The sequence below is a fragment of the Arthrobacter alpinus genome (genome assembly GCF_900105965.1).
Classification (GTDB): domain Bacteria; phylum Actinomycetota; class Actinomycetes; order Actinomycetales; family Micrococcaceae; genus Specibacter; species Specibacter alpinus.
In genome coordinates this window covers 909,168-930,603 of the sequence record NZ_FNTV01000001.1, presented here as the reverse complement: position 1 = coordinate 930,603, position 21,436 = coordinate 909,168, and the positions used below count along the sequence as shown (strand labels likewise).

Genomic DNA, 21,436 nt, shown 5'->3' with positions numbered 1-21,436 from the left:
ACAACATGTCCAAGAATATTCGTTCCTCGCACGGCATTGATCTGAACGCACCAGGCGGTCTCGCTGCCCTGTTCGCTCACAACCGGGCCCAGTTCGGGGACGCGACGATGAGCGCCGCGCCTGCCGAGGGTGGCGCCGCTGCGGGAGCCGATGGCGGCGAAGGTGCTGCGGCTGGCGGAGAGGGCGGTGTGGGTGCCGCAGGAGCTTCTAATCCCGAGTTTCCGGCCAACACGGCTGTGAAGGACATGGAGCCCGCCGAGCAGACCGCGTACTGGAAGCACCAGGCGCGCAAGCATGAGGACCGCAACAAGGCTTACGGCGATGTGACTCCCGATGGTCTGGCGAAGTTGCAGGCCGACGCTGCCGCACATCAGCAGGCTCTCGACGCGAAGAAGCCCGACGACGTGAAGGCCATCGAGAAGGCCCGCGAAGAAGGTCGCGCCGAAGCTCGCCGCGAGTCCGCTCCCCGCCTCGTTGGCGCCGAGATCAAAGCTGTTGCAGCTGGCCGGATCCCGGCCGACGCGCTGGGCGCTTTGATCGAGAACCTGAATCATGCAAATTTCCTCACCGACAAGGGCGAGGTTTCCACCGACAAGGTGACCGCACTGATCAACAGCATTGCCCCTGCAGGTGATGGGAAGCAGAAGTTCCCGAATCTTGGGCAGGGCCAGCGTGATCAGTCGAAGGTGTCCAAAAAGGATGCCGGTAAGGCCGAGGCCGCAAGGCGTTTCAGCCCCAAGAAGTAACAACCAATCGCCCTTTGAAAGGACAAAACAATGACTGATATTACAGTCTCTTCCACGGTCTCGCAGGTCGAGAACCGTTCGTGGCTTTTGAGCCAGCACGGCACTGAGCCGGGCACTACCCCTTCGGTGACTTTGGACATCTCCAAGTTCGCTGGCCTGCACCCGAACGGTTTCATTCCGTCCGGCATTGTGCTGGGTCTGATCACGGCTACCAAGCTGTATGCCCCGTACGATTCCGCCGCGCTCGACGGCTCCGGGGTTGCTGCTGGCTTGCTATTCAGCTCCCTTGCCGTTCGTGAGGGTTCCGTCAAGGTTGGCGGCGCCTCCGTCGTTCACGGTTTCGTGAACCCGGCCAAGCTGCCACTTGCCACGGGCAAGGGCTCGCTCGATGCGGCCGCCAAGACTGCCCTCAAGCTCATTCACTTCTCGGCCTGATAGGAGACATACAACATGGCTATTTTCTTTGACGCGCCGGTAACGCCCGACGCTCTGACCACGTTTGTTCGCGAAGTCCCGGTGAATCCCAGCCTTGCGCTGTTGGAATCATTCCCGCCGGTCTACTTGCAGACCAACACGGTTGACTTCGCGGAGATCGTCCGCACCAACCGCACCGCCCGATACCGCTCCTTCGACGGCCGCATCCACGTCTCTGAGCGTGATGCTGGCAGCGAGAAGCGCGTCAACCTGCTGCCGCTGTCGTCCTCGCTGAGCACGGGCGAGTACGAGCGTTTGCAGCTTGAGTTTGCCCGCACCGGTGGTACTCGCCAGGCCGCGCTTGCGAACGCCGTCTACAACGACGCAACCAACCTGACCCGTGAGGTTCAGAACCGTCTTGAGCAGGCGTGGGGCAGTGTCATGTCCACGGGCAAGCTCACCATTGACGAGAACGGCTTCCAAGGTGAAGCTGACTTTGGTGTCCCCACGGACCACAAGGTCACCGCCGTCAAGCCGTGGTCCGACAAGACCGCGCTGGCACTGTCCGAGCTGATCGCTTGGCATGACGTCTATGTGGCCACCACGGGAGGCGCCGCTGGCGCAATCCGCACCTCGCAGACCGCGCTTCGCTTCCTGCAGGTCAACACCGAGATCGTCAACGCGGTTCACGGCTCCACTTCCGGCAAGACTCGCGTGACGCTGTCCGAGCTGAACGAGCTTCTGGCGAACGAGGGCCTGCCGGCCATTGAAACGCCGTACGATGCGCAGGTCGATGTTGACGGCGTTATCACTCGCGTGATCCCTGCCGACAAGCTGACGTTCACGCCGGCAAACCTTGCCGACCTCGGACATACGGCTTGGGGTGTCTCCGCGACCGCCCTTGAGCTGGTGAACTCCGGTGAAGCTGAGCTGTCCTTCGAGGAAGCTGCTGGCATCGTGGGCGTCGTAGAAAAGGTTGGCCCCCCGTACCGCCAGTTCACGTACGTGGATGCTGTGGCCATGCCTATCCTGTCGGATGCGCGCCGCCTCTTCATTGCGGATGTGCTCTAACATGGCCGCGCTGATCTCGACCGTCCACGTCTTTGACGAGGATGGGATTGCTCACGTGTTCGGCCCCGGCGCCGAGGTGCCCGACTGGGCCGCCCGGAAGATCACCAACCCAAAGGCATGGGATGAACTTCCCGAGCTCAAGGGAGAAGAGGTGGAGATCCCGGCACGGGGCGGCGCTGGTTCCGGCGCCGGCGCATGGGCGGACTATGCCAAGGCCAAGGGCTTTGAAGTTCCCGCCGACGCAAGCCGCGACGAAATCATTGAAGCCCTTGATGCTGAGGGAATCCCCACCGCATAGGAGGCCACCATGGCACTGCCGCTTGCTACATCCGATGATGTGGTTGAGATGTTCCGTCCGCTCACCGAGCAGGAGACAACGAACACGGTGGCCATGCTCCGGTACGTCTCCGCGAAGATCCGGGCCAAGGTGCCAAACCTTGATGCCCGGGTCGCAGCAGGGACGCTGGACCCTGACCTGGTAATGCTGGCCGCGATCACGCCCGTGAAAAGGGTGCTGATGAATCAGGAAGGTGTCCGTCAGAAGTCCGAAAATACCGGACCGTTCTCTGACTCATTCACCCTTGACTCGGCTATCTCTACTGGCCTGCTGTACGTCTCTGCTGAGGATGTGGAGGACTTGGCCGCCAAGGCTCCTGTCCGCCGCTTTGGCAGCATCAACGTTTCCATGGGCCTGCGATGAGCCGGCACCGGGAAGCATGGCGCACTGACGTCATGGTGCTGCGTTCTGGCGGGCGGGACGTCAAAGGCAATCCGCGCCCGGACGTTGAAATTCCCGCCACGGATTGTTTTGTCGGCCCGCGGGCCTCGGCTGAACCCTTGGACCGGTCAAACGGTACTGACGGGAAAGCTGCCCTGCTGCGCGAACCGGGCATCAAGTTCTTCCACACCGACCGGATCCGAGTGCCTGAGCCACACCTGATGGCTGGGGAATGGGCCGTTGACGGCCGCCCAGGCGAATGGCCAAAGGGCGTAGAAATAGCGTTAGTGAGGGCATAAGTGGATTTCTACCGCGTCCCCGGCTCAAGGAACTACAAGGGAACCAACGACGGGCTCAAGGAGATCGCCACATCGTCCACCATGGGCGCGGCATCTCTGGCGGTCGCCAAACAACTTGCGGGTAATGCTGGGGCTGTTGGCCGTGGTACCTACGAGGCCGCCAATACGACCGTCACGGCCGGTTGGCGGAATGAGCGGCGCGCTGGCGCAGTGGCCCGTGAGCTTGTTCCTGACGGGCGCGATGCTCGTGATGCCATTCTCGTGCGGGTTACTGAGTCGATGAGGGTGAGGAATCCATGAGTGATGGTCTCGTTTTCCCTGACGTGCGTGAGTGCCTGCATGATTTGCTTGACGGCACCGTGCACATTGGCGAACCAATTCAGTCGGTGTTCCACCTGCCGGCTGACGGGTATGGCGCCCTCTTGGGCCCGTTCCCGATAGTTCAGATCGTCGCTACTGGCGGCACCGAGGGATATGTTGATCGTGTTGACCGGGTGACACTGGATTGCTACGCCCCAGGCCAACTTGCGGTGAACACCCTTGAATCGGTCAAGGCTTTCATGTGTGGCACTGACAAAGAGACCACGCATGGGTACTTGGACGACGTCAGTGTTGACCAAGTACCAACTGACATCCCGTACACGTCAGACACCCTCAACAAGGCCACGGCGACTTTCCTAGTCACGTCCCGCCCTATATAAACCCCGCCTGGGGAACAAACCATTTTGAGCCCTTGAAAGGGGTTATTTGTCATGCCTACATTCGACACAATTCGCCAGGAAGCTGACGAACGAGCTCTTATTCGCAAGATCCATAAGGCCGTCGCTTTCCTGGCCCCCAAGTCCGTTGATCTGCCAACGACATTGTTTGGTGTCGGAGGGGCACTGATTGATCTCAAGGCGCTCGGGTGGCTTCCGGTTGGCATGGTCACCCCGGACGGATATGAATTCGGCCGCGACATCAGCAAGGAAGATGTGACCGCTCTTGGTTACGCCTCCGCTGTCCGTTCGGACATCACTGAGGTTGCCCGGTCGATCACGATGACTCCGCTGGAAACTGGCCGCAAGCACATGCAGGAGTTGTCACTCGGAACCGATCTGACCGCCGTGACTCAGGATCCTACGACGGGCGAGATCGTCATTGACGAACCTGATCTTCCTATTGGCGAAGAGTACCGCCTGCTGATCCTTGGCTCAGATGGTCCGGCTTCGGACAACTGGATTCTTGGCCGTGGTTACGGTGCCGTCAAGTTGGCTGCCACTGATTCCCAGAAGTGGGGCACGGGTGACCCTGTACAGCAGCCGCTCACGTTTGACGTGTTCACGGATACCGAAGTCGGCACTCCGATCAAGCACTTCATGGGCGGTACTGGCGCCGTGAAGCACAAGCTGGCTCTCGGCTTCACTCAGGGTGTCTAACCCTCTCCCCAATTCGCGGGCCGTGTTGTTTCTCCGGGCGGCACGGCCCGCTTCAAACCCTTACCCGGAATATGCAAGGAGGCCCAACGTGGCAACACTCAAGCACAAGTCAGGTCACACAGTGACGACCAGCTACGCGCCCGAGATCGTTTCTCTGCGCTCACAGGGCTACCAAGAAATTCCCGATGCAGCAGTTGCCGCAACGGAAACAGAAGTACCTGCAGTTGATGCGAAGCCCGCCAAAACTGCCCCCAAGGCCAACTAAACAACCCACCAATTGCCCGGAGGTAATACCATGACTGATTCACCGAAGATCGATCTCGTACTGTCCGACCTTGAGCGGGAGATCGACAAGCCGGAACCTTTCACTGTTGTCCTGTCCAAGAACAAGCGGATTACTTTCCTGGACCCGTTCGGGTTCAAGATCAGTGAGCGCGCCGAAATCATTGACCTGTACGAGGCAACGAAGCGTGGCGATTCGGATGACATCGAATTTCTCAAGAAGATCCTGTCTCCCGCAGACCATGAAAAGTATGTGGCTGAGGATCTGCCGATCCGAACCCATGAGGCGCTTGTTTCTCGGGTAATGGCGCACTTCCAGGGCGCCCTTGGTGACTCGGGAAACGGTACCGCCTCCGCGAGCTGATCCGGCAGTACCGTCCGCAGGTCCGCGCCGACCTTCTTGAGGTTTACGGCGTGGATCTTGCGGAATGGTACGTGGCCGGGCGCTGGACGGCACTGCTCGAACTAATCGATATGCTGCCCAGTAACAACAGGCTCAACGAGGCGATTGCGAACGACCCGGAGAGTGCACGGCAACTGGCAGAGATGAGTCTCGATAAAGACCCTGACGACGAGCCGTGGTCCCCGAAACTTTCAGAGTTCGGCATCACCGAACATTTACTGCGTGAGATCCTGCACGCCATCAAGTTGTCCGGGAATACTGCCATTGCTGCGGCCGGCGGTAAGCCGGGTGAAATCAAACCATTCCCCGCACCACGCACAGGAATTGACCGCGCACTCGAAGCTGCGGAACGTGACTGGGCCGTGGGATTCGCCGGACTATTCGGGTTTGACGCAAGCGACATTTAGGCCATGAGTCAATAACTTCACACACAGAAAGCCACCTCTACGTGGGGTGGCTTTCTTGCGTCCCAGAGCAGGAGGCCCACCGTGGCAGTAATCGGAATCGCTGAGGTTTTGGTGAGGCCCTCATTCAAGGGGACACAACAGGCCGTCGGGCGTCAGTTCGACGGCATCGCTGATTCGGCTGGCAAGGACGCTGGCAAGTCATCCGGGTCCAAGATGGGGGCGGCGCTTGGTGGGGCTCTCAAGGTTGGTGCTCTGGCGGCCAGTGGAGCCGTTATTGCCGGGCTCGGTGTCGCACTCACCAAAGGATTTGGCAGGCTTTCCGCAATTGAGAATGCCAAGGCCAAGCTGACGGGACTCGGCCATACTGCTGATTCTGTGGCGGCGATTATGGCCAACGCGAACGCTGCGGTCAAGGGTACAGCATTTGGCCTTGACGAGGCTGCGACTGTGGCTGCCGGTGCTGTTGCTGCTGGTGTAAAACCGGGCAAGGAACTTGAGCGCACACTCAAGCTGACTGGTGACGCGGCAACAATTGCTGGTGTTGGAATGGCGGACATGGGGGCGATCTTCAATAAGGTCGCCAGCTCAAACAAGATCCAGGGCGACGTGATTGCCCAGCTAAACGAGGCTGGTATTCCCATTGTGCAGCTGCTTGGCAAAGAGCTTGGCACTACCGCTGAGGAAACTCTCAAGCTGGCATCTGATGGAAAGATCAACTTTGAGACGTTCCAAGTTGCTATGCAAGCTGGTCTTGGTGGGGCTGCCCTTGAATCGGGCAAGACCTTGCAGGGCGCTTTCAAGAACGTCATGGCCTCTGTTGGTCGTGTTGGAGCGAATCTGCTCTCTGGCGCGTACCCGCTTTTTACGAAGTTCTTCCAAGGGCTAATCACGTGGATGGCGCCAGTTGAGGAAAAGGCAAAGCTGGTTGGTGCGGTCATTGGTACCAGCATGGAGAAGGCCAGCACCGCTCTAATGGGTGTTTTGTCGATCTTGGCCAGCGGCGACTTCATTGGCGGGCTTGGTGTTGAGGAAGATTCCAAGCTAATCAGCTTCCTCTTCAACGTCCGCGAGGGCTTCATGGGGCTCAGTGACGTTTCTGGCCGCGTGGTAGCCGAGGTCAGTGGCGGCATCACGGCATTGGGTGCAGCGTTTGTGTCTGGTGGTAGTGAAGTAACATCGTCTGGTTTCGCTGGAATCCTTGAATCGATTGGGACGGGCGCCCGCACGATATGGGACGCGATTCAACCACTGCTGAACTTGGCTTTTGTCGCGTCCGCTACCGGGTGGGACACGATTCAGAGCATCTTCTCCACCCTGTCGGATCTCGCGGCTGGCATGCTGCCTTCCCTGGTCACCATTGGCACGTCCCTTGGTGAAGCTAGCGCTAAGATCTCCGCCGCTGTGTGGGGCGTATTTTTGGAAGTCCTCAATTCGGTAGCGAGCATTCTCGAATCCGTGCTTGTGCCAGCGCTGGAATTGCTGGCGTCCTATATGGAGGAAAACGAGTCTCTGGTGCAGGGACTTGTTGGTGGCTATGCGGCGTATGAGACCGCACAGAATGCTCTCGACTGGGGCAAAGAAATTTGGGGCCTAATCACTTCGGGTGTCGAGTGGGTGAAGAACGCCATCGCGATTGCCGCATCCACGGTAGCCAAGGTCAAGGACAAGATTGAGACCGCTTACTTGATGGCCCTGTATGCCAAGGATTCCATTGTGAAGGCTGCGAATACGGTTGCCACGTGGGCGCATGTGGCAGCTACTAAGGCTGCAGGGATTGCCCAGTCATTGACTTCCGCATCGACGTACAAGGCGGCGGCTGCGTGGGTTGCTCAGAGAGCTGCCATGGTTGCTGGTGCTGTTGCTACTAAGGCTGTTACGGCTGCTCAGTGGCTGATGAACGCGGCCATGTCGGCTAACCCGATTGGGTTGGTGATTGCTGGAATTGCCCTTCTTGTAGGTGGGTTCATCTTGGCCTACAACAAAATTGGGTGGTTCAAGGATGGTGTGAATGCTGTTGTCCAAGCTGTTGGCGGGTTCTTCAAGTGGCTATGGGAGAACGCGATCAAGCCAGCGTTTGAAGGGATAATGGCGGCAGCCAAGGCAACGGCTGATTGGTTCCAAAACTCATTTATGCCAGCAGTAAAGGCCGCCATTGATGCAGTCGCCGCGGTCTTCACGTGGTGGGTTGACACGATTGTCCGCCCGGTTTTCGATGCGATATTCACGGTTGTCAATGGTTTCTACCTGTTCTTCCGTGGAATCTTCCAGCTTGTGGTGTCCATTTTTGTCAACATCTTGGCGCCGGCCTTCATGAATTTTTGGCATGGAGTTGTAGAGCCTGTATTCGCGGCCATCGGGCTTCTGGTCAGTTTGTGGTGGTCCACGGTGTCTGGGATCTTCAACAATGTCGTGAGCTTCATCCAGACAGTTCTCGGCGCCGTGTTCACATGGTTCCGAGATTCGGTGATCATGCCGGTTTTCAACTTCATCGCCGGCTACATCACTTGGTGGTGGACGACAGTGTCAGGGGTCTTCAACACTGTTATTGGGTTCGTGCGAACCGTTTTCTCAGCAGTGTTCACATGGCTGCGGGATGTAGTAATTCTGCCCGTGTTCAACGGGATCAAGGACGCGATCAGCGTATGGTGGTCGGCCACTCAGTTCATCTTCAATACGGTAATTGGTTTCGTCCGAAACACTCTGGGTGCTGCCTTCACTTGGTTGCGAGATTCGATCATCAGCCCGGTGTTCAACGGCATCCGGGACACGATCAGCAGTGTGTGGAACAACGGCATCAAGCCGGTCTTTGATTTCCTCTCTAACGCGATCAAGAATGACGTTCCGAACGCGTTCCAGAAGGGTGTTGATGGGGTCAAGTCCATCTGGGATACGTTGCTGGACATCGCTAAGAAGCCGGTGCGGTTCGTAGTCAATACGGTCATCAATGACGGGCTTATCGGCGCCTTCAACAAGGTGGCCAGCATTCTGCCTGGCATCGACCAACTGCCCCGCGTTGCACTGCCAAATGGCTTTGCGCGAGGCGGCTGGACGGGCCCCGGTGGAACGTACGACCCTGCGGGCATTGTGCATGCTGATGAGTTCGTTGTGAAGAAGTCTTCGCGCCGTTCCATCGAGGGTCGCGCTCCTGGCTTCTTGGACGCACTCAACACCTTCGGTGCTAGCGCACTGTCAAAGCTTGGCTTTGCCAACGGTGGCCGGGTGAATCCTGTGAAGAACATGGCCCTTACTCAGGGTTTCTCGGCTTTCCACGACGGCATTGATATTGGTGTCGGCGTTGGGACGCCCGTGTTTGCTGCGGGTGCTGGTCGGATCACTCATGCTGGCCCGGGCGCTACAGCGCCGGGCGTTAGTGGCGGTAACGAGGTTCACCTACTGAGTAATGGTGTGGAGCAGTGGTACGCGCACCTTTCTCAGATTGGTGTGAAGTTGGGGCAGATGGTGGCGGCCGGGCAGCAGATTGCGCTCTCTGGTAACACCGGAATCTCTAGCGGACCTCACTTGCACTTTGGTACGTACAACGGCGGTTGGCCGAACGCCATCAACCCGCTGTCGTACCTTGCCGGCGCCGAGTCACCCAAGGGTGGCGGGGGATTCTTGGATCCGCTGGGAGCTCTGACCGGTTTGGCTGACAAGATCGTTGGCCAAATCAAGGGAGCTTTCCCTATGGGTGGATTCATGATCGATGCGGTCACTGGCGTTGGTAAGAAGTTGTTTAGCTCTGTCATTGATTGGGCGAAGGACAAGCTTGGGTTCGGTGCTGTGACAGGCGCCAAACAGGGTGCACACCTGAACCCAATCCTCTACGACCAGGGCGGAGTGCTTCGTCCGGGACTGTCTCAGATCATGAACGCAACCGGGAAACCGGAAGCGATCTACACCAACGAGCAGAACCGAGCCTTGCAGGCGCTGGCCGCACGCGGAGCGCAGCAGGGCGCCGGCATGACGTACTCACCCACATATCAGTGGGCTGGTGATGACCCAAACGCGGTCATGGCCAAGGACAAAGCGCGCATGCGCGACACCTACAGTGTCTACTTCTAGGAGGTTCGCATGGTGAATTTCGCTTTCGCATTGCCGTACGTTCCCCCTGCCCCTCCTGCCTCGCCATGGCAAGGTTTTCGCTTGACATGGCGGGGATGGGATGGTGTCGAGTGGGAGTTGACCAAACCGTCAACAGGGTTGTTCTTGCGTCCGGGTGTTCGCGGGCTCCATTTGCCTGATTTCACCCGGCAGTCCACATCGTCACCGATGGTGGCTGGTTCTCGGCATCGCGGCACGTCCACGGCTGACCGGGAGTGCTTCTGGCCGATCTACCTCTATTCGGATGATAGTTCGGAAGAATTCCTCAAGCGTGATCGTGCTTTTTGGGGCAGCCTTGACCCTGATCTTGTGGGCACATGGACAATCCATTTGCCCGGTGGTGCCCGTCGCACGTTGGATCTGCGACTGGTTAGCTCTGAGGACAACCTACTATTTGACTCGATCAAGCGGGGTTGGGCCAAGTATGGGATCACACTATTGGCTGACCGGCCGTATTGGCTGGGTGAGACGGTCAAGAAGTCTTGGGGACAGGAAGACCTGAGAAATTACGATGTGTCGCTGCAAGATCGCATTGACTACGGATACGCCAGCAACGTCATCAACTACCTATCCGCTGGCAGCACATTGGGTAGTGCCGCTGTCTCGAATGATGGGGATATTCCGACGTTTCCAGCGTGGACTGCAGTGGGGCCGACGACGTCGGTCTCCTTCGGGGTTGATGGGAGCCGCATCAAAGTGCCGTTCGGTATCCCCGAGGGATACGCGGTGCAGATCGACACGGACCCGGTCAATGGCCAGGTCCTTTGGTATGGGCCATGGGACGGCAGTAAGATCGCCGATCCTGTGGACCGAACCTCAGAGCTTGACCCCACGTCGAAGTTTGTGGCAATTCCCCGGGGTCAAGATCGTAAGCTCAGCATTGTCATGACGGGTACGGGAACGGTCTTGGCCGAGGTACAGAACAAGTATCGGAGGGCTTGGTAATGACCTTCGAAATACCTTACGAGATCCTTGTCTACAAGGGCTGGTCGTTCAAGGGCTGGGTTGGTCGGCCGATTGATTTGAAGCCGATCCTTCGGCACAACATGAAGTCCACCGCAGTTTTCACGATTGACTCGGATCATGATCGTGCCGCCGACTTGATGGAGCCCGGGGCGCGGGTGATGATCTACCGTCACGGTGCTTATGAGATGTCGGGCCCGGTCAGATTGGTGACGGGAGATTTCAATATTGCCTCAATCCTGACATTCAGTGTCGAGGATGACTTCCGTATCCTCCACAACTGGCTTGCTTGGCCGAAACCCGCTGCGCCACTGACGGGGCAAGATGTGGAATACCGGTCCATCACGGGACCCGCCGAGACTGTGGTCAAAACCATTATGACCGAGACTGCGGCACGCTACTCCTTCCCGCTCACCGTGGCCCCGGATCTTGGACGCGGTGCGGTTGGAACGTACACATTCCGGATGCACTCGCCCTATGACCGTCTTTTTCCAGCTGTTGACCAGGCGGGCATCGGGGTAACGGTGCGACAGGAAGGTGCGGGGCTGCTGCTGGACTGCTACACGCCGCGCAATTACCCGCACATCCTGAGCCCGGAGTCCGGGACGGTTATTGGCGGTACTTATTCTCTCGCTGCACCGACCGCGACCCGTGTTGTGGTGGGTGGGCAGGGAGAAGGAGTTGCACGGACATTCAAGGGCTATCCCGACCTCGTCCGAGAATCCGAGTGGGTAGACATCATTGAGGTATTCCAAGACGCCCGCGATTCATCCGTTGGTGACATCTACGCGGAGAGGGCAGCCGAGACCCTATCGGAGGGGTCACCGCTCTCCGGTCTATCCCTCGAGCTGTCCGAAACGCCACACTTCCGGTACGGCGAAGGTGGCCTCGGCCGCGGGGACCGAGTCCCAGCTCTCATCAATGGACAGATCTACACGGATACCCTCCGCGAAGTCCGCCTGTCCTGGGACAAAGTCGGCGACCTTGCTACCCCTGTTGTCGGCGACCGCGCCGATGACCCCGACGTGAAACTAGCAAAGATAATCCGCTCCCTAAAGACGGACAACAACGACAGGAAGGCACGCTAATGCCACTCACAAGTGTTTTCTACGCCGGCCCCTCGACGGATACAGACCGGGCCAAGTACCGAGCAGGCGCAGCAGCCTACGGTGTCAATGGCGCAGACGATTTCAAGGTGACCGGACACCCATCCATTCCTTACGCACTCGCGGTGAAGGCTGGCGAGGCACACGGCTATGGAGTGACCGACATAGCGGACGAGGATCAACTCGTGCAGTGCGCCACGCTGGCCACTGGAACCCGGTGGGATCTCATTGTGGACCGCCGCAATTGGCAGTCGCTTCTGGGCGGCCCGTCCACTCTGGAGGTCATACAAGGTGGTGCGACGATCCCCAACATTCAAACGCTCCGGACAAAGGGGCCCGGCGTCGAGGATGATCAGCCGCTCGCCCTAGTCGAATGGAAGGGCGGAATAAACACTCCCAACAAGGTCATTGACCTGCGCTGCTGGGTAGCCCCGGGCGGTTACGTCATTGCGGACCTTCTGGCCCGCGACTATCTGGCCCAGCCAGGCGCCGAGGTCCTACTGGGCTCGACCACGTACAGGTACACCATGGGCGCGAACGGTGTGTGGGGTTGGGTGGACCAGACCCAGATGCTGACAACGGCTTCGCCTATGTCCGGGAATGTTAAGCCAGACTGGGCACCGCTACGGACATGGTCCGGATACGTATCTGTCTCATCTGGGGCCGGGGGCGACAACCGGACGGCGACAGCCGCCACGAACGCCACAGGAGAGGGCGGCCTGTGGTTCGGCTACAACGGTCTACCCAATTTCTCCGGCGTCTACAGTGTGCAGCTGACTGGCGAACACGCCCTGCCACAATTCGCGCATGTGCCCACTGTTCTAAACGTTTCAGCGACTCGTATCAAGTTCAAGTCGCGCCGCCTCGACAGCTCAAATTGGGCGAACGGGTACGCGGGCATCTCGATGTACGTCACTGTCGTCGGTTGGTAAGCAGCCCACCTAACAACCACGGCCACCACAAGTTGGTGGCCTTTCTTATGCCAGGAGGCACTCATTGCCCGGACCCTATCCTTTCGATCCACTCCTCGCTGCGACCCCGTCCAATCCGGCCATTGTCGCAGCCAATGCCAGCGTCACCATCTTTGCCCCTGGTGACGCGACCAAGACTCCGGTAACCATCTGGGATCTGAGCCGTAGCACTCAACTTCCAAACCCGGTCACAACCAACGAGCTCGGCTGCGGCCCGGCTTTCCTTCATGACACAATGCCGCAGCTGGCATGGGAAGGCGGCGGATTCTCTGATACCTTCAAGTCCTTCACTGGCCTGTGGGAAGACGCGCAAGCGGCAGTCGGGGCCGCGCAGGGTGCGGCCGGTTCAGCAGGAGAAGCAGCTGAGAATGCGGTAGGCGCCGTCGAAGAAATTCTTGCGAGTGTGGTCGATGATTCCGAGGCCGCCAAGCTTGCGGCCCAGCAGGCGGCTGCGCTCGTAGGTGCGCCGACCGATGTGTCCACGGCGGCACTGGTGGGGAATCGTGCAACGCTGACGGGCGGGGCGGTCTATGCTGCTGTTGCACAGGGCGCCATCATCGCTGACGTGTCACCCCTCAAGACTCCACTTGCGAACCGTTTGGCTTTCGTTTCCGCTTTCACCCAGGGACAGGCGCAGGGCAGGGATGTCGAGATCCCCTCCACCATGGGAGCCGATAAAATCCCTATCGATGGTGAAATCCTCATCAACGGCACGGGCAATTTCCGCATCTACACCCCGCATTCGTGCAGCATCTATCAAACGGTCAAGCCGGAACCAATTTTCAATGTCAAGGCACCTGGTGTAATTATTGAGCCCGGCTTCGTTGGCATCGGTGACGGTCTGGATATGACAGGCATGGTCACGGCAATCAACTATGCCCGATACTCGGGTGTTTGGTTCAACGCCGGATCTAGCGGTTCACAGGTGCGCGGATTCAAGGGTATCGGCCTGCACCGTGCCGTACGTGTTGACCCTGATGCAACCACCGTAGCCACGCCCGCCGAAGTGCCAAACATTAGCAACTTGAAGGCGCTCGATATTGAGTCGGTAGATTGCTGGGTAGCTGTGTCCGCTGTTGGATTCAATGATCTTGAAGTGTCGATGCGCGGCACCTATAAGAAAGCCTTCAACTCAGGCGGCGTGGACACCACAGGGCAACCCCCGCACCTGCTCTACGTCATCAACCGCGGCAGCGGTTCAACCGGACGTCTAAATTACAACCTCCATGTTGGCCCCTCTCTCGCATGGGATTCAGGTGTGCCAGTTGGCGCAGAAGATGCCGCCGCGGCATATGCCATAAAGGGTGTTGTGGGCCTTAGCTACGATGGCTTGCAGGCCCGAAACTGCACGGGCATCCTCGACCTCATCAACGTGGAGAACGTCTCACCCGGCACCTGCGTGAGCATTGACGATGTCTACCCGCTCGATGGCGCCCGAGCATCTGTAGCCATCAAGGAATCCACAGGCGCACACATCAAAGCAACCGTGCGCGCCAAAGCAGGAGGCGACTACGGCCGGCAACTCTATGTCGAATCTCTCTCCACTGATTGCCTGATCGAAGTAGACCTGACCGCAGCACCCACCACGGCACGTACGGCAGGTGGAACCGGGCTGGTGCGCATAAGCGGCTTCGGCAATGAGGTGCGCGCACGCATCAGAAACATGGGCGCATCTATGCGTGCAGCCATTGAGGTTCAGTCATCATCCGCGAATGGAAATAGGGTCATTGACCCTAAAGTCACTGGCACCTTTCAGTACCCAGTTGAAATTCGACAGGGTTCCAACGCGGTAGTCGAATACGAGCCCTCCCTCCTTGCATCCACTTCCTCGACTCCCGTCCTTGTCGCATCAGGAACAACAGGAACCGTACTTCGAGACAAGTCCAGCACCGCTGGCGGGGGCGGCACACCCGCACCAGCCACCGGATATGTCGACTCGTTCAACAGGGCAGATTCCACCAGCCTTGGCACGACAGATGATGGCAAGACTTACACCATCCTCAACGGTGCTGCGTTCGGAACCAACAGCAACATGCTCAGTTGTGGAAACGCAGCTGTCGGCGGCGCGTATGCCCTGCCAGGCGGCGGTGCCAAAGATGGCGTGATAACCATCAAGGTTGGGGTCGTTGGCGTTGGGCTGGATGGGTACATGCTCCGCACGGATTATGTACCATCTGCTGGCGCCGCATTCCCGCAGGACTTTGTGCGACTCAACTACAACGAGTCAACAACCGTGAAACGGCCACGCCTACAGACACGGCTAGCTGGTGGAACTATTGCCACACTGGCATCAGCAGCGACGGGCGTAGAAATAGTTGCAGGAGACACAATCACTGTCACTCTGTCCGGGGCGAACATCACCGTAGCCCTCAACGGAGTCACCATCATCTCGGCGACCGATACCGTACACAAAGACCGGATCGCCTCGGGACCGATGGTCAGCACGCCGGCATCGGGACACTGGAAGTTGGATGAAATCCGATTCGTTCCGGCTGCCTAAGACAGGTCAAAGTCTGAGGCCTTCAGGCTCCGTTCTTCCATGGGTGACGCGGTCGGCCTGGTCGAGTGGGGACAGCTCAGGAAGCGGGTCGTCAGCCACAATGTGTTTCGCCACGAACCGGCGAATTACTTCACTTAGTCGTTTCATGCTGAGGCACTAGAGCCGAGCGCCGGCCGCTGACAGAGTGGTCCGTATTTGTCCTTCCCAAGGAGACACCTATGCATACGTAGGTTCGCCCGACAGTCGGCAGTATCGACCGGAGGCCTTATCTTCTGCAGATGGCCCGTAGGCGGAACAAAGCGTGCATGAATACGGGCGAAGACCGCCATTAATTTCCCCAATGATGACAATTCCCAATAAATATGGCAATCCTAGCTGCCCCCTATCCGATTGGACAAAATGAAGCTGTCCAATTGGCCAATCAACCGTCAAGTTCCCCACACGCGGACCCCGCCTTGACCAAGGCCTAACACCTCACAACCCGCGAGGACGCATAACGATGGCGACACCCGTCACCCGACTGCTCAGTTACGTCGATCAGATCGTGACCCGTTGGGGCCGAATCGAACGTAGACTGGCGCTCAGTTTTGAACAACTACTGGGGGAATTTTTGACTTCAATACCGACTCGCCGCGATACAACAATCGACATTGCAAAAGGTCTGGCGATTGTTGCAATAGTCTTGGGCCACGTTCTGCGAGGTCTGGCATCCTCTCATATCATCGATGGCGATGCGTCGGCATTCACTGCCGTTGACAGAGCGTTGTACATGGTCCACTTATCGATCTTCACCTTTCTGTCCGGCGTCTTTGTGCGCCAGGGTATCGAAAAGCGGGGCACTGCCGGATACTTGGCCCCAAGGGTTTCCCAGTTCCTCTATATCTACCTCGTTTGGCAGATGTTGCAAGGGATCGTAAAAATGTTCACCAGCAGGCTCGTGAACTCACCAACAACCCTTGATGACTTGCTGAGCATATGGAGGCCTGAGGGACAACTTTGGTTCCTACCATTCCTAATTCTCGTCACCATTGTGGCAGCCCTGCTCAAGCCTTGGGAGCGTCCCGCCCGGGCGACGTTGAGCCTCTCGACAGTGGGGATTCTCAGCCTCTGCGCATGGGGCTACGACGGCGGAGTGGTGGCAACCCAGGGCATAGCCCTATCCATCTTCTTCATTGCCGGGGCATGGATCGGCTCCAAGCCGTTACTGACCGCAATTAATAGCGCATCCATGGGCCTCGTTGCCGTAGCTTTGGCTATTGGCGGAGCGGCCTACGCCCTGATTCTCATCTTCACGAACGCTATCCCACCAACGATTGATGACTCATCGCGTAGTCTGCCTGACGTCGTTTTCGGATTCATTTGCGCCAGCCTCGGAGTCATCGCAGTGATAGCAGCATCCAAGTTGATATCACGCACGCCGCTAGCTGGGCTGATAGCGTTCCTGGGAACTCGATCCATGGAAATATTTCTGGCCCACATCATCGCGGCGTCAGGTACACGAATCGTCTTGGACATGGCCGGAGTAGAGAATCCTGCCGTCCACATTGTGGTCGGTACAGTTTCTGGAATCATTCTTCCGCTGCTTCTCTGGCGCCTGACTATCCAGTGGCATTTCCCATGGCTATTCAATGCACCCGCATCACTCACCAATCGCCTTGGCCGGCGAGATGAGTCGCTGCAGAATACACCCCTCAAATAACAGGAAGCCTGTCTTGTGGCTAACAGAGCCAGGGGCACAAAAGATCGTGTTTTCCCATCCCACTGGGGGCAACAGGCAATGGAGGCCCAGCTCCCGTAGATGGGGCGCGACAAGACCAGCTAAATTCCGAGCCCTCCGGGCACATATTCCCCATGGGCTAAGCGGTCGTCTTGGTCAAGGAAGGAGAGCTCAGGGCGCGGGTCAATGGCCACAATATGTTTTGCCACGAACCTGCGGAATGCTTCATGTAGTCGTTTCATGCTCAGACACTAGAGCCGGCCGCTGAGCGCTGACAGAGTGCCACGTACTCGTTGTTGTCCACAAGAGCACCCACGCCTACTTGTTCAGAGCCACAAAGGCGACCAAGGCGGCGACGCATGCCAAGGCGATTAGCGCCCCGTACTTCAGGTAGGGCCACCACGGACGCGTGGAGATCTGGACTCTATGACCGCTATATTTTCCCATCCACTAGGTCTACATGGCTCACCTGATGGTTCCCTCGGCGAACCCAAACACGGGATCGGAAAGACCGCCTATCCCCAGACAGCAACAACCTTCATGTTGAGGCCTGCTGCGACATGCTGACCGTCATGGCCGTTCGCCAAGATGCAAAATGGCATTCCGCCGGGAGCTACGGATGGGCAGTCATCATCTCCCGTGTAGAGGTCCTGTGTATTGAATTCGTCGCCAGCTTGGTATGTAGTCATGCCCCTGAGTCTAGGGCTAGGAAAGACCGGTTAAGTTCCCCAACCATTCACACCCCACGAGGGTGTTTTTTTATGCCCGAAAGGGGCTCACATGCAATCACCTTTGAAGGCCACGGAATGACCGGGAACTGGCCACCCGGGCTGGCGCAGGAGGGCTAAATGTGGACCCCCAGATTGTGGAAACTATCAAGGCATTCGTTGGGCCAGCCCTCAGCGGTGGAGGCGTCCTCGGATTCTACCTCCTGTATCGCAAGTTCGAGGCGGAAACCCGGGCGTCCCTCCGCGAAGACAACGAGACCCTCCGTACGGAAAACAAGGACCTCCGTGCAGAGAACAAAGACCTCCGCGAGGGTCGCCGACCACGAGACGAGGAAAGTGCCGTATGAGTGATACAGAAGCACCACACGAGAGTGGACCGGAAGCGCGGCCTGAACGTGATGAGCAGCCTGCACGCACCTTCCCGCCTCGGTGGTTGAAGGCCATCTTCTGGTGCGTCATCCTCCTAGGTGTGACGGTTACCGTCGTACTTCAGCTGGAGGCGCAGTCGGACCGGCGCGTGGCCCAAGACAACCAGGCCACCATCTCGGCCGACCTCAAGCGGGTGTGTGACACCAACGGGATCCTCATGTATGAGGATCGGGACATATGCCTAAAGGCCGACCAGATGCAGGAGAACCCCACGCAGGCTATTCCCGGGCCCAAGGGTGACCCCGGCAAGGACGGCATAGACGGTGAAAACGGGGCAGACTCCACACTCCCAGGCCCCAGCGGTCCGGCTGGTAAGGACGGAAAAGATTCAACCGTTCCCGGTGCCGCAGGTACCGATGGTCAATCCATACAAGGACAACCGGGCAGCGCTGGTGAACCGGGCGTTCCCGGCCCAGCTGGCCCGGCAGGTAAGGACGGCGCGCCGGGAGCCACGGGGGCGACCGGAACGACAGGCCTGACTGGTGCGAACGGGCGCGGCGTGGCTGACGTCCAGTGCGTTGGTGACGGTGACGAGTCCTACTGGCAGATCACCTACACAGACGGCACCACAGATCATTCCTCCGGCCCCTGCAAAGTCGAATCAAAGCCCGAACCAACAGCAGAACCAACCCCCTAAGGAGGGCGCATGGCTGACTTAGATGCTTGGGCTAGGAATGTTGCTGGCCGCTATATCGACGTTGACAACTGGGCTGGCAATCAGTGTTGGGATCTTTCCCAAGAATGGCTAACCGTCTGCAATGGCGGGACACTCTGGACGCAGCCCAGCAATTACCCGGGACTGGCAGCCGGTTCATGGGAAGTGGCCACGCAGAACACCAGCAACAGCGATGACCTGCTGCGGCATGTGATAGCGATCCCCGGCACAGAGCAGGGCCTGCCCGGTGACCTCATCATCTGGGCATACGGATCAGCGAACTACCCAATCAGTCACACCGCGGTCCTCATCGAAGACCGCGGTCCGATCCTTTACACGCTGTCCCAGAACAGTTCACCGGCCCGGGCTGACCTATCCGGCTACTCCGTCGAATCATCCGGCCCGGCCATCTATCAAGAACTGCCCCGCGCTGGCATCCTCGGATTCCTTAGGCCCCGCGCAACGATCACCGGGCACGCCTCCAACATCACACCAATCCCCACGTACACCGCCGATCAGCAATTCCTTGTTGACCTCGGCCTACCACTCACTTAGGAGCCACCATGACACCCCAGCCATACCCCGGAAATCAGCAAGCCCTCAAGGACGTGTGGTGGATTTTGTGCCACGAAGATGGACGTAAGTACCTCGCGGATCTCATCGGCGGCACCGCCGCGGATAAGACCCTCAACACCACATTCGACCGCAAGGGTTCTGGTGCCGCCCTTGGTGGCAAGACCAGCCTTGCAGCTGAGGTGGCATGGAAGACAGACGGCACGATTCAGACGTTAAATGCGATTGCCGCCAAAGATGATGCCAGTGTCAAGGCAATCTCGGACACGGTCAAAACGGCATTGGCTGAGGGCGTCGTCAAGGTGGACATCAGTGTCGCCAGTGCACCCGCGGAGTTGAACAAGTGACCGGCCGGCGCGTGGCGGTGTCCACGCAGGAACGGTACCCGTGGAAAGCTGTGGCGCGGACAGTGTTGCAGCTCGTGATCGGTCTAGCAGTAGCGGCCCCACTCGTGGTCGCAGCGATCACCGGAGACTCGGCAGAAGCAGCAGGAGGCGCGCTGGCAGTCTTCCTTGGCGTGTCAGCAGCAATCACCCGGCTCATGGCAGTTCCGTACGTCAACGAGCTCCTACAGCGCGTCAGGCTGGGTGCTGAGCCGAAGCCCAAGGTCGATGTGGCGGACCCCAACCTGACGGACGCTTACCACCTCGCAACCCGCGACGACGCATAAGAAAAGCCCCCACCTTCACCGGTGGGGGCTTTCGTCGTTTAAGAGCTCAGGAAGCCCGCCACGACTTAGTGTCCACAACGACACCATCCACCACAGCGAACGTATGCCGGTTCACCCTCGGAAGGCAAAACAGTAAAAGCCAAAGGGGAATCCAAAACCCAACTGTCACAACCGTCAGGATCAGCATCAACCCAACTGGGATCTTGATCTGTCCCGCCACCAACACAAGAGTGCCAGGAATATCCGACTCCACCTTATAACCAGCTTTCAGCAACGGCGCCGCAGCAGCAGAAAGGAGAGCGCGCTCATCAGCCTGTGATTCGTCCATGCGACAAGTATGCACTACCGCCTGTTACGGGCAGGTGCATAAGTAAGGCCCCCACCAAACGGTGGGGGCCTACGTCAGGGTTTGGCGATTGCAGTAGTTTCGGGTGGAGGAAACGTGAGTTCGCCCTGGCGGTACATAGGCATGACAAGTGGCACTTCGAAAACCCTAGCCGTCAAATCCGACACTGATTGTCGAATGTAAGGGATGAGCGTCATCATGGCGACCTTATTGACAAACTCCAGTATCAGGGCATCCGAGACTTCCGCCACAGTGCTGTTTTGAAGCTCGTATTCAGAAGCAACATCGACGGCTATCGCTCCGATGTCCATTTGAATTTCAGTCTTTACTCGCACTTGGAATCGATCAGAGTTATTCGACCTAGCAAAACCAAGGGTAAATAGCGGTTCTATGTCGATTCCCGACTGTGACTCTTCCACGTCAATGGCGGTATCGGAACGAGAAGCGGAAAGCTCATAGTACGAAATCCCTAGCAATTTCACTTCGTCTAGGAGGGTTCGAACGTCTGCGTCACTAACCATTTGCTCTAATCATTACTTTCGGTGATGACCAATACTCAAATCGGGCCTCGGTACGTCGAGGCATGAATACTGGAACTGAACTACTAGTTGCATAGGACCGTTTGACTATCTCGTCAAACTGGTGATCGGGATTCAAGCATGCATCCTCGACCTTATTTTCAATCCGAGCGTGGACTGCCAACGCGTAACGTCTAATTGTTGAAAGCGTCGGGTTGCTATCGTAGCGCTCAAATGCAGCCACAGTCGGCTGACTCACGCCCATACGATCTGCAATTACCTCTTGCGTCAAATCGTGAAGATGACGCATTTCAATAAGATCCCGCATGAGCTGTTCATGGCTTGCAACTAAAGCTGCTGCGCGAGCTTCAAGCATTGAGAAGTCTTCGTTCATAGATCAA

Annotated in this window: 28 protein-coding genes; 23 read left to right on the top strand and 5 right to left on the bottom strand. The window is 58.1% G+C overall.

Annotated features, from left to right (window positions below):
- Nucleotides 1-5 precede the first annotated feature (5 nt).
- The 18 genes from BLV41_RS04265 to BLV41_RS04185 all read left to right on the top strand — a co-directional run bounded on the left by BLV41_RS04265 (nt 6) and on the right by BLV41_RS04185 (nt 17,098).
- The gene (locus tag BLV41_RS04265; RefSeq protein ID WP_074710732.1) at nt 6-746 is read left to right on the top strand and encodes a hypothetical protein; all 741 of its coding nucleotides are present in this window, start codon (nt 6-8) and stop codon (nt 744-746) included.
- Between the two features lie 30 nt (nt 747-776).
- A complete protein-coding gene (locus tag BLV41_RS04260; RefSeq protein WP_074710731.1) occupies nt 777-1,181 on the top strand; it encodes a head decoration protein in 405 nt (134 codons plus the stop codon).
- 15 nt (nt 1,182-1,196) lie between these two features.
- Nucleotides 1,197-2,231 carry a major capsid protein gene (locus BLV41_RS04255; protein ID WP_074710730.1) on the top strand — a complete coding sequence of 345 codons (1,035 nt, stop codon included), beginning with the start codon at nt 1,197-1,199 and terminating at the stop codon, nt 2,229-2,231.
- 1 nt (nt 2,232) lies between these two features.
- Nucleotides 2,233-2,529, top strand: a complete 297-nt coding sequence (locus tag BLV41_RS04250) for a hypothetical protein (protein WP_074710729.1) — start codon at nt 2,233-2,235, stop codon at nt 2,527-2,529.
- A gap of 9 nt (nt 2,530-2,538) precedes the next feature.
- Nucleotides 2,539-2,931, top strand: coding sequence for a hypothetical protein (locus BLV41_RS04245; protein WP_074710728.1), 393 nt, complete (start codon nt 2,539-2,541; stop codon nt 2,929-2,931).
- Entirely contained in the window at nt 2,928-3,248 is a 321-nt protein-coding gene (locus BLV41_RS04240) for a hypothetical protein (RefSeq protein ID WP_074710727.1), read from the top strand. The genes BLV41_RS04245 and BLV41_RS04240 overlap by 4 nt, the downstream gene beginning before the upstream one ends.
- Nucleotides 3,249-3,548, top strand: a complete 300-nt coding sequence (locus BLV41_RS04235; protein WP_074710726.1) for a hypothetical protein — start codon at nt 3,249-3,251, stop codon at nt 3,546-3,548.
- Nucleotides 3,545-3,949: a hypothetical protein gene (locus BLV41_RS04230; RefSeq protein WP_074710724.1), complete on the top strand. Its 405-nt coding sequence runs from the start codon at nt 3,545-3,547 to the stop codon at nt 3,947-3,949. The genes BLV41_RS04235 and BLV41_RS04230 overlap by 4 nt, the downstream gene beginning before the upstream one ends.
- Nucleotides 3,950-4,000: 51 nt before the next feature.
- Nucleotides 4,001-4,666: a hypothetical protein gene (locus BLV41_RS04225; RefSeq protein WP_074710722.1), complete on the top strand. Its 666-nt coding sequence runs from the start codon at nt 4,001-4,003 to the stop codon at nt 4,664-4,666.
- 88 nt (nt 4,667-4,754) lie between these two features.
- The gene (locus BLV41_RS21965) at nt 4,755-4,931 is read left to right on the top strand and encodes a hypothetical protein (RefSeq protein ID WP_170835417.1); all 177 of its coding nucleotides are present in this window, start codon (nt 4,755-4,757) and stop codon (nt 4,929-4,931) included.
- Between the two features lie 30 nt (nt 4,932-4,961).
- Entirely contained in the window at nt 4,962-5,312 is a 351-nt protein-coding gene (locus tag BLV41_RS04220; protein WP_074710720.1) for a hypothetical protein, read from the top strand.
- 50 nt (nt 5,313-5,362) lie between these two features.
- Complete coding sequence (locus BLV41_RS04215) at nt 5,363-5,758, top strand: hypothetical protein (RefSeq protein WP_074710718.1); 396 nt, start codon at nt 5,363-5,365, stop codon at nt 5,756-5,758.
- A gap of 81 nt (nt 5,759-5,839) precedes the next feature.
- The gene (locus BLV41_RS04210) at nt 5,840-9,820 is read left to right on the top strand and encodes a peptidoglycan DD-metalloendopeptidase family protein (RefSeq protein WP_074710716.1); all 3,981 of its coding nucleotides are present in this window, start codon (nt 5,840-5,842) and stop codon (nt 9,818-9,820) included.
- Nucleotides 9,821-10,168: 348 nt separating this feature from the next.
- Complete coding sequence (locus BLV41_RS04205; RefSeq protein ID WP_244516728.1) at nt 10,169-10,804, top strand: phage tail family protein; 636 nt, start codon at nt 10,169-10,171, stop codon at nt 10,802-10,804.
- Nucleotides 10,804-11,910, top strand: a complete 1,107-nt coding sequence (locus BLV41_RS04200) for a Gp37-like protein (protein WP_074710712.1) — start codon at nt 10,804-10,806, stop codon at nt 11,908-11,910. The genes BLV41_RS04205 and BLV41_RS04200 overlap by 1 nt, the downstream gene beginning before the upstream one ends.
- Entirely contained in the window at nt 11,910-12,860 is a 951-nt protein-coding gene (locus BLV41_RS04195) for a hypothetical protein (RefSeq protein ID WP_074710710.1), read from the top strand. The genes BLV41_RS04200 and BLV41_RS04195 overlap by 1 nt, the downstream gene beginning before the upstream one ends.
- Before the next feature lie 64 nt (nt 12,861-12,924).
- Complete coding sequence (locus BLV41_RS04190; RefSeq protein ID WP_074710708.1) at nt 12,925-15,399, top strand: hypothetical protein; 2,475 nt, start codon at nt 12,925-12,927, stop codon at nt 15,397-15,399.
- A gap of 499 nt (nt 15,400-15,898) precedes the next feature.
- Nucleotides 15,899-17,098: an acyltransferase family protein gene (locus tag BLV41_RS04185; protein ID WP_074710706.1), complete on the top strand. Its 1,200-nt coding sequence runs from the start codon at nt 15,899-15,901 to the stop codon at nt 17,096-17,098.
- A 119-nt stretch (nt 17,099-17,217) separates the two neighbouring features.
- On the opposite strand, the gene BLV41_RS21960 is transcribed toward BLV41_RS04185, so the two are convergent.
- Together BLV41_RS21960 and BLV41_RS21955 are read right to left on the bottom strand one after the other, a co-directional pair.
- The gene (locus BLV41_RS21960) at nt 17,218-17,358 is read right to left on the bottom strand and encodes a hypothetical protein (protein WP_170835416.1); all 141 of its coding nucleotides are present in this window, start codon (nt 17,356-17,358) and stop codon (nt 17,218-17,220) included.
- Nucleotides 17,359-17,631: 273 nt separating this feature from the next.
- Nucleotides 17,632-17,805 carry a hypothetical protein gene (locus BLV41_RS21955; protein WP_170835415.1) on the bottom strand — a complete coding sequence of 58 codons (174 nt, stop codon included), beginning with the start codon at nt 17,803-17,805 and terminating at the stop codon, nt 17,632-17,634.
- A gap of 161 nt (nt 17,806-17,966) precedes the next feature.
- Here BLV41_RS21955 and BLV41_RS04180 point away from each other — a divergent pair, with 161 nt between their 5' ends.
- Genes BLV41_RS04180 through BLV41_RS04160 form a run of 5 tightly spaced genes read left to right on the top strand, consistent with a single transcriptional unit; the run spans nt 17,967 to nt 20,171 of the window.
- Nucleotides 17,967-18,191, top strand: coding sequence for a hypothetical protein (locus BLV41_RS04180; RefSeq protein WP_074710704.1), 225 nt, complete (start codon nt 17,967-17,969; stop codon nt 18,189-18,191).
- A complete protein-coding gene (locus BLV41_RS04175) occupies nt 18,188-18,910 on the top strand; it encodes a collagen-like protein (RefSeq protein ID WP_074710703.1) in 723 nt (240 codons plus the stop codon). The genes BLV41_RS04180 and BLV41_RS04175 overlap by 4 nt, the downstream gene beginning before the upstream one ends.
- 9 nt (nt 18,911-18,919) lie before the next feature.
- Nucleotides 18,920-19,483 (top strand): hypothetical protein, encoded by a 564-nt coding sequence (locus BLV41_RS04170; RefSeq protein ID WP_074710701.1) that lies wholly within the window; start codon nt 18,920-18,922, stop codon nt 19,481-19,483.
- Nucleotides 19,484-19,491: 8 nt separating this feature from the next.
- Nucleotides 19,492-19,848 carry a hypothetical protein gene (locus BLV41_RS04165; protein WP_074710699.1) on the top strand — a complete coding sequence of 119 codons (357 nt, stop codon included), beginning with the start codon at nt 19,492-19,494 and terminating at the stop codon, nt 19,846-19,848.
- Nucleotides 19,845-20,171, top strand: coding sequence for a hypothetical protein (locus BLV41_RS04160; protein WP_074710697.1), 327 nt, complete (start codon nt 19,845-19,847; stop codon nt 20,169-20,171). The genes BLV41_RS04165 and BLV41_RS04160 overlap by 4 nt, the downstream gene beginning before the upstream one ends.
- A 46-nt stretch (nt 20,172-20,217) precedes the next feature.
- On the opposite strand, the gene BLV41_RS04155 is transcribed toward BLV41_RS04160, so the two are convergent.
- The 3 genes from BLV41_RS04155 to BLV41_RS04145 all read right to left on the bottom strand — a co-directional run bounded on the left by BLV41_RS04155 (nt 20,218) and on the right by BLV41_RS04145 (nt 21,429).
- Nucleotides 20,218-20,499, bottom strand: coding sequence for a hypothetical protein (locus tag BLV41_RS04155; protein WP_074710695.1), 282 nt, complete (start codon nt 20,497-20,499; stop codon nt 20,218-20,220).
- 74 nt (nt 20,500-20,573) lie between these two features.
- On the bottom strand, nt 20,574-21,038 hold the full coding sequence (locus BLV41_RS04150; RefSeq protein WP_074710693.1) for a hypothetical protein: 465 nt from the start codon (nt 21,036-21,038) through the stop codon (nt 20,574-20,576).
- A complete protein-coding gene (locus BLV41_RS04145) occupies nt 21,031-21,429 on the bottom strand; it encodes a helix-turn-helix domain-containing protein (protein ID WP_083360591.1) in 399 nt (132 codons plus the stop codon). Before BLV41_RS04145 ends, BLV41_RS04150 begins: the two co-directional genes overlap by 8 nt.
- Nucleotides 21,430-21,436: the final 7 nt, after the last annotated feature.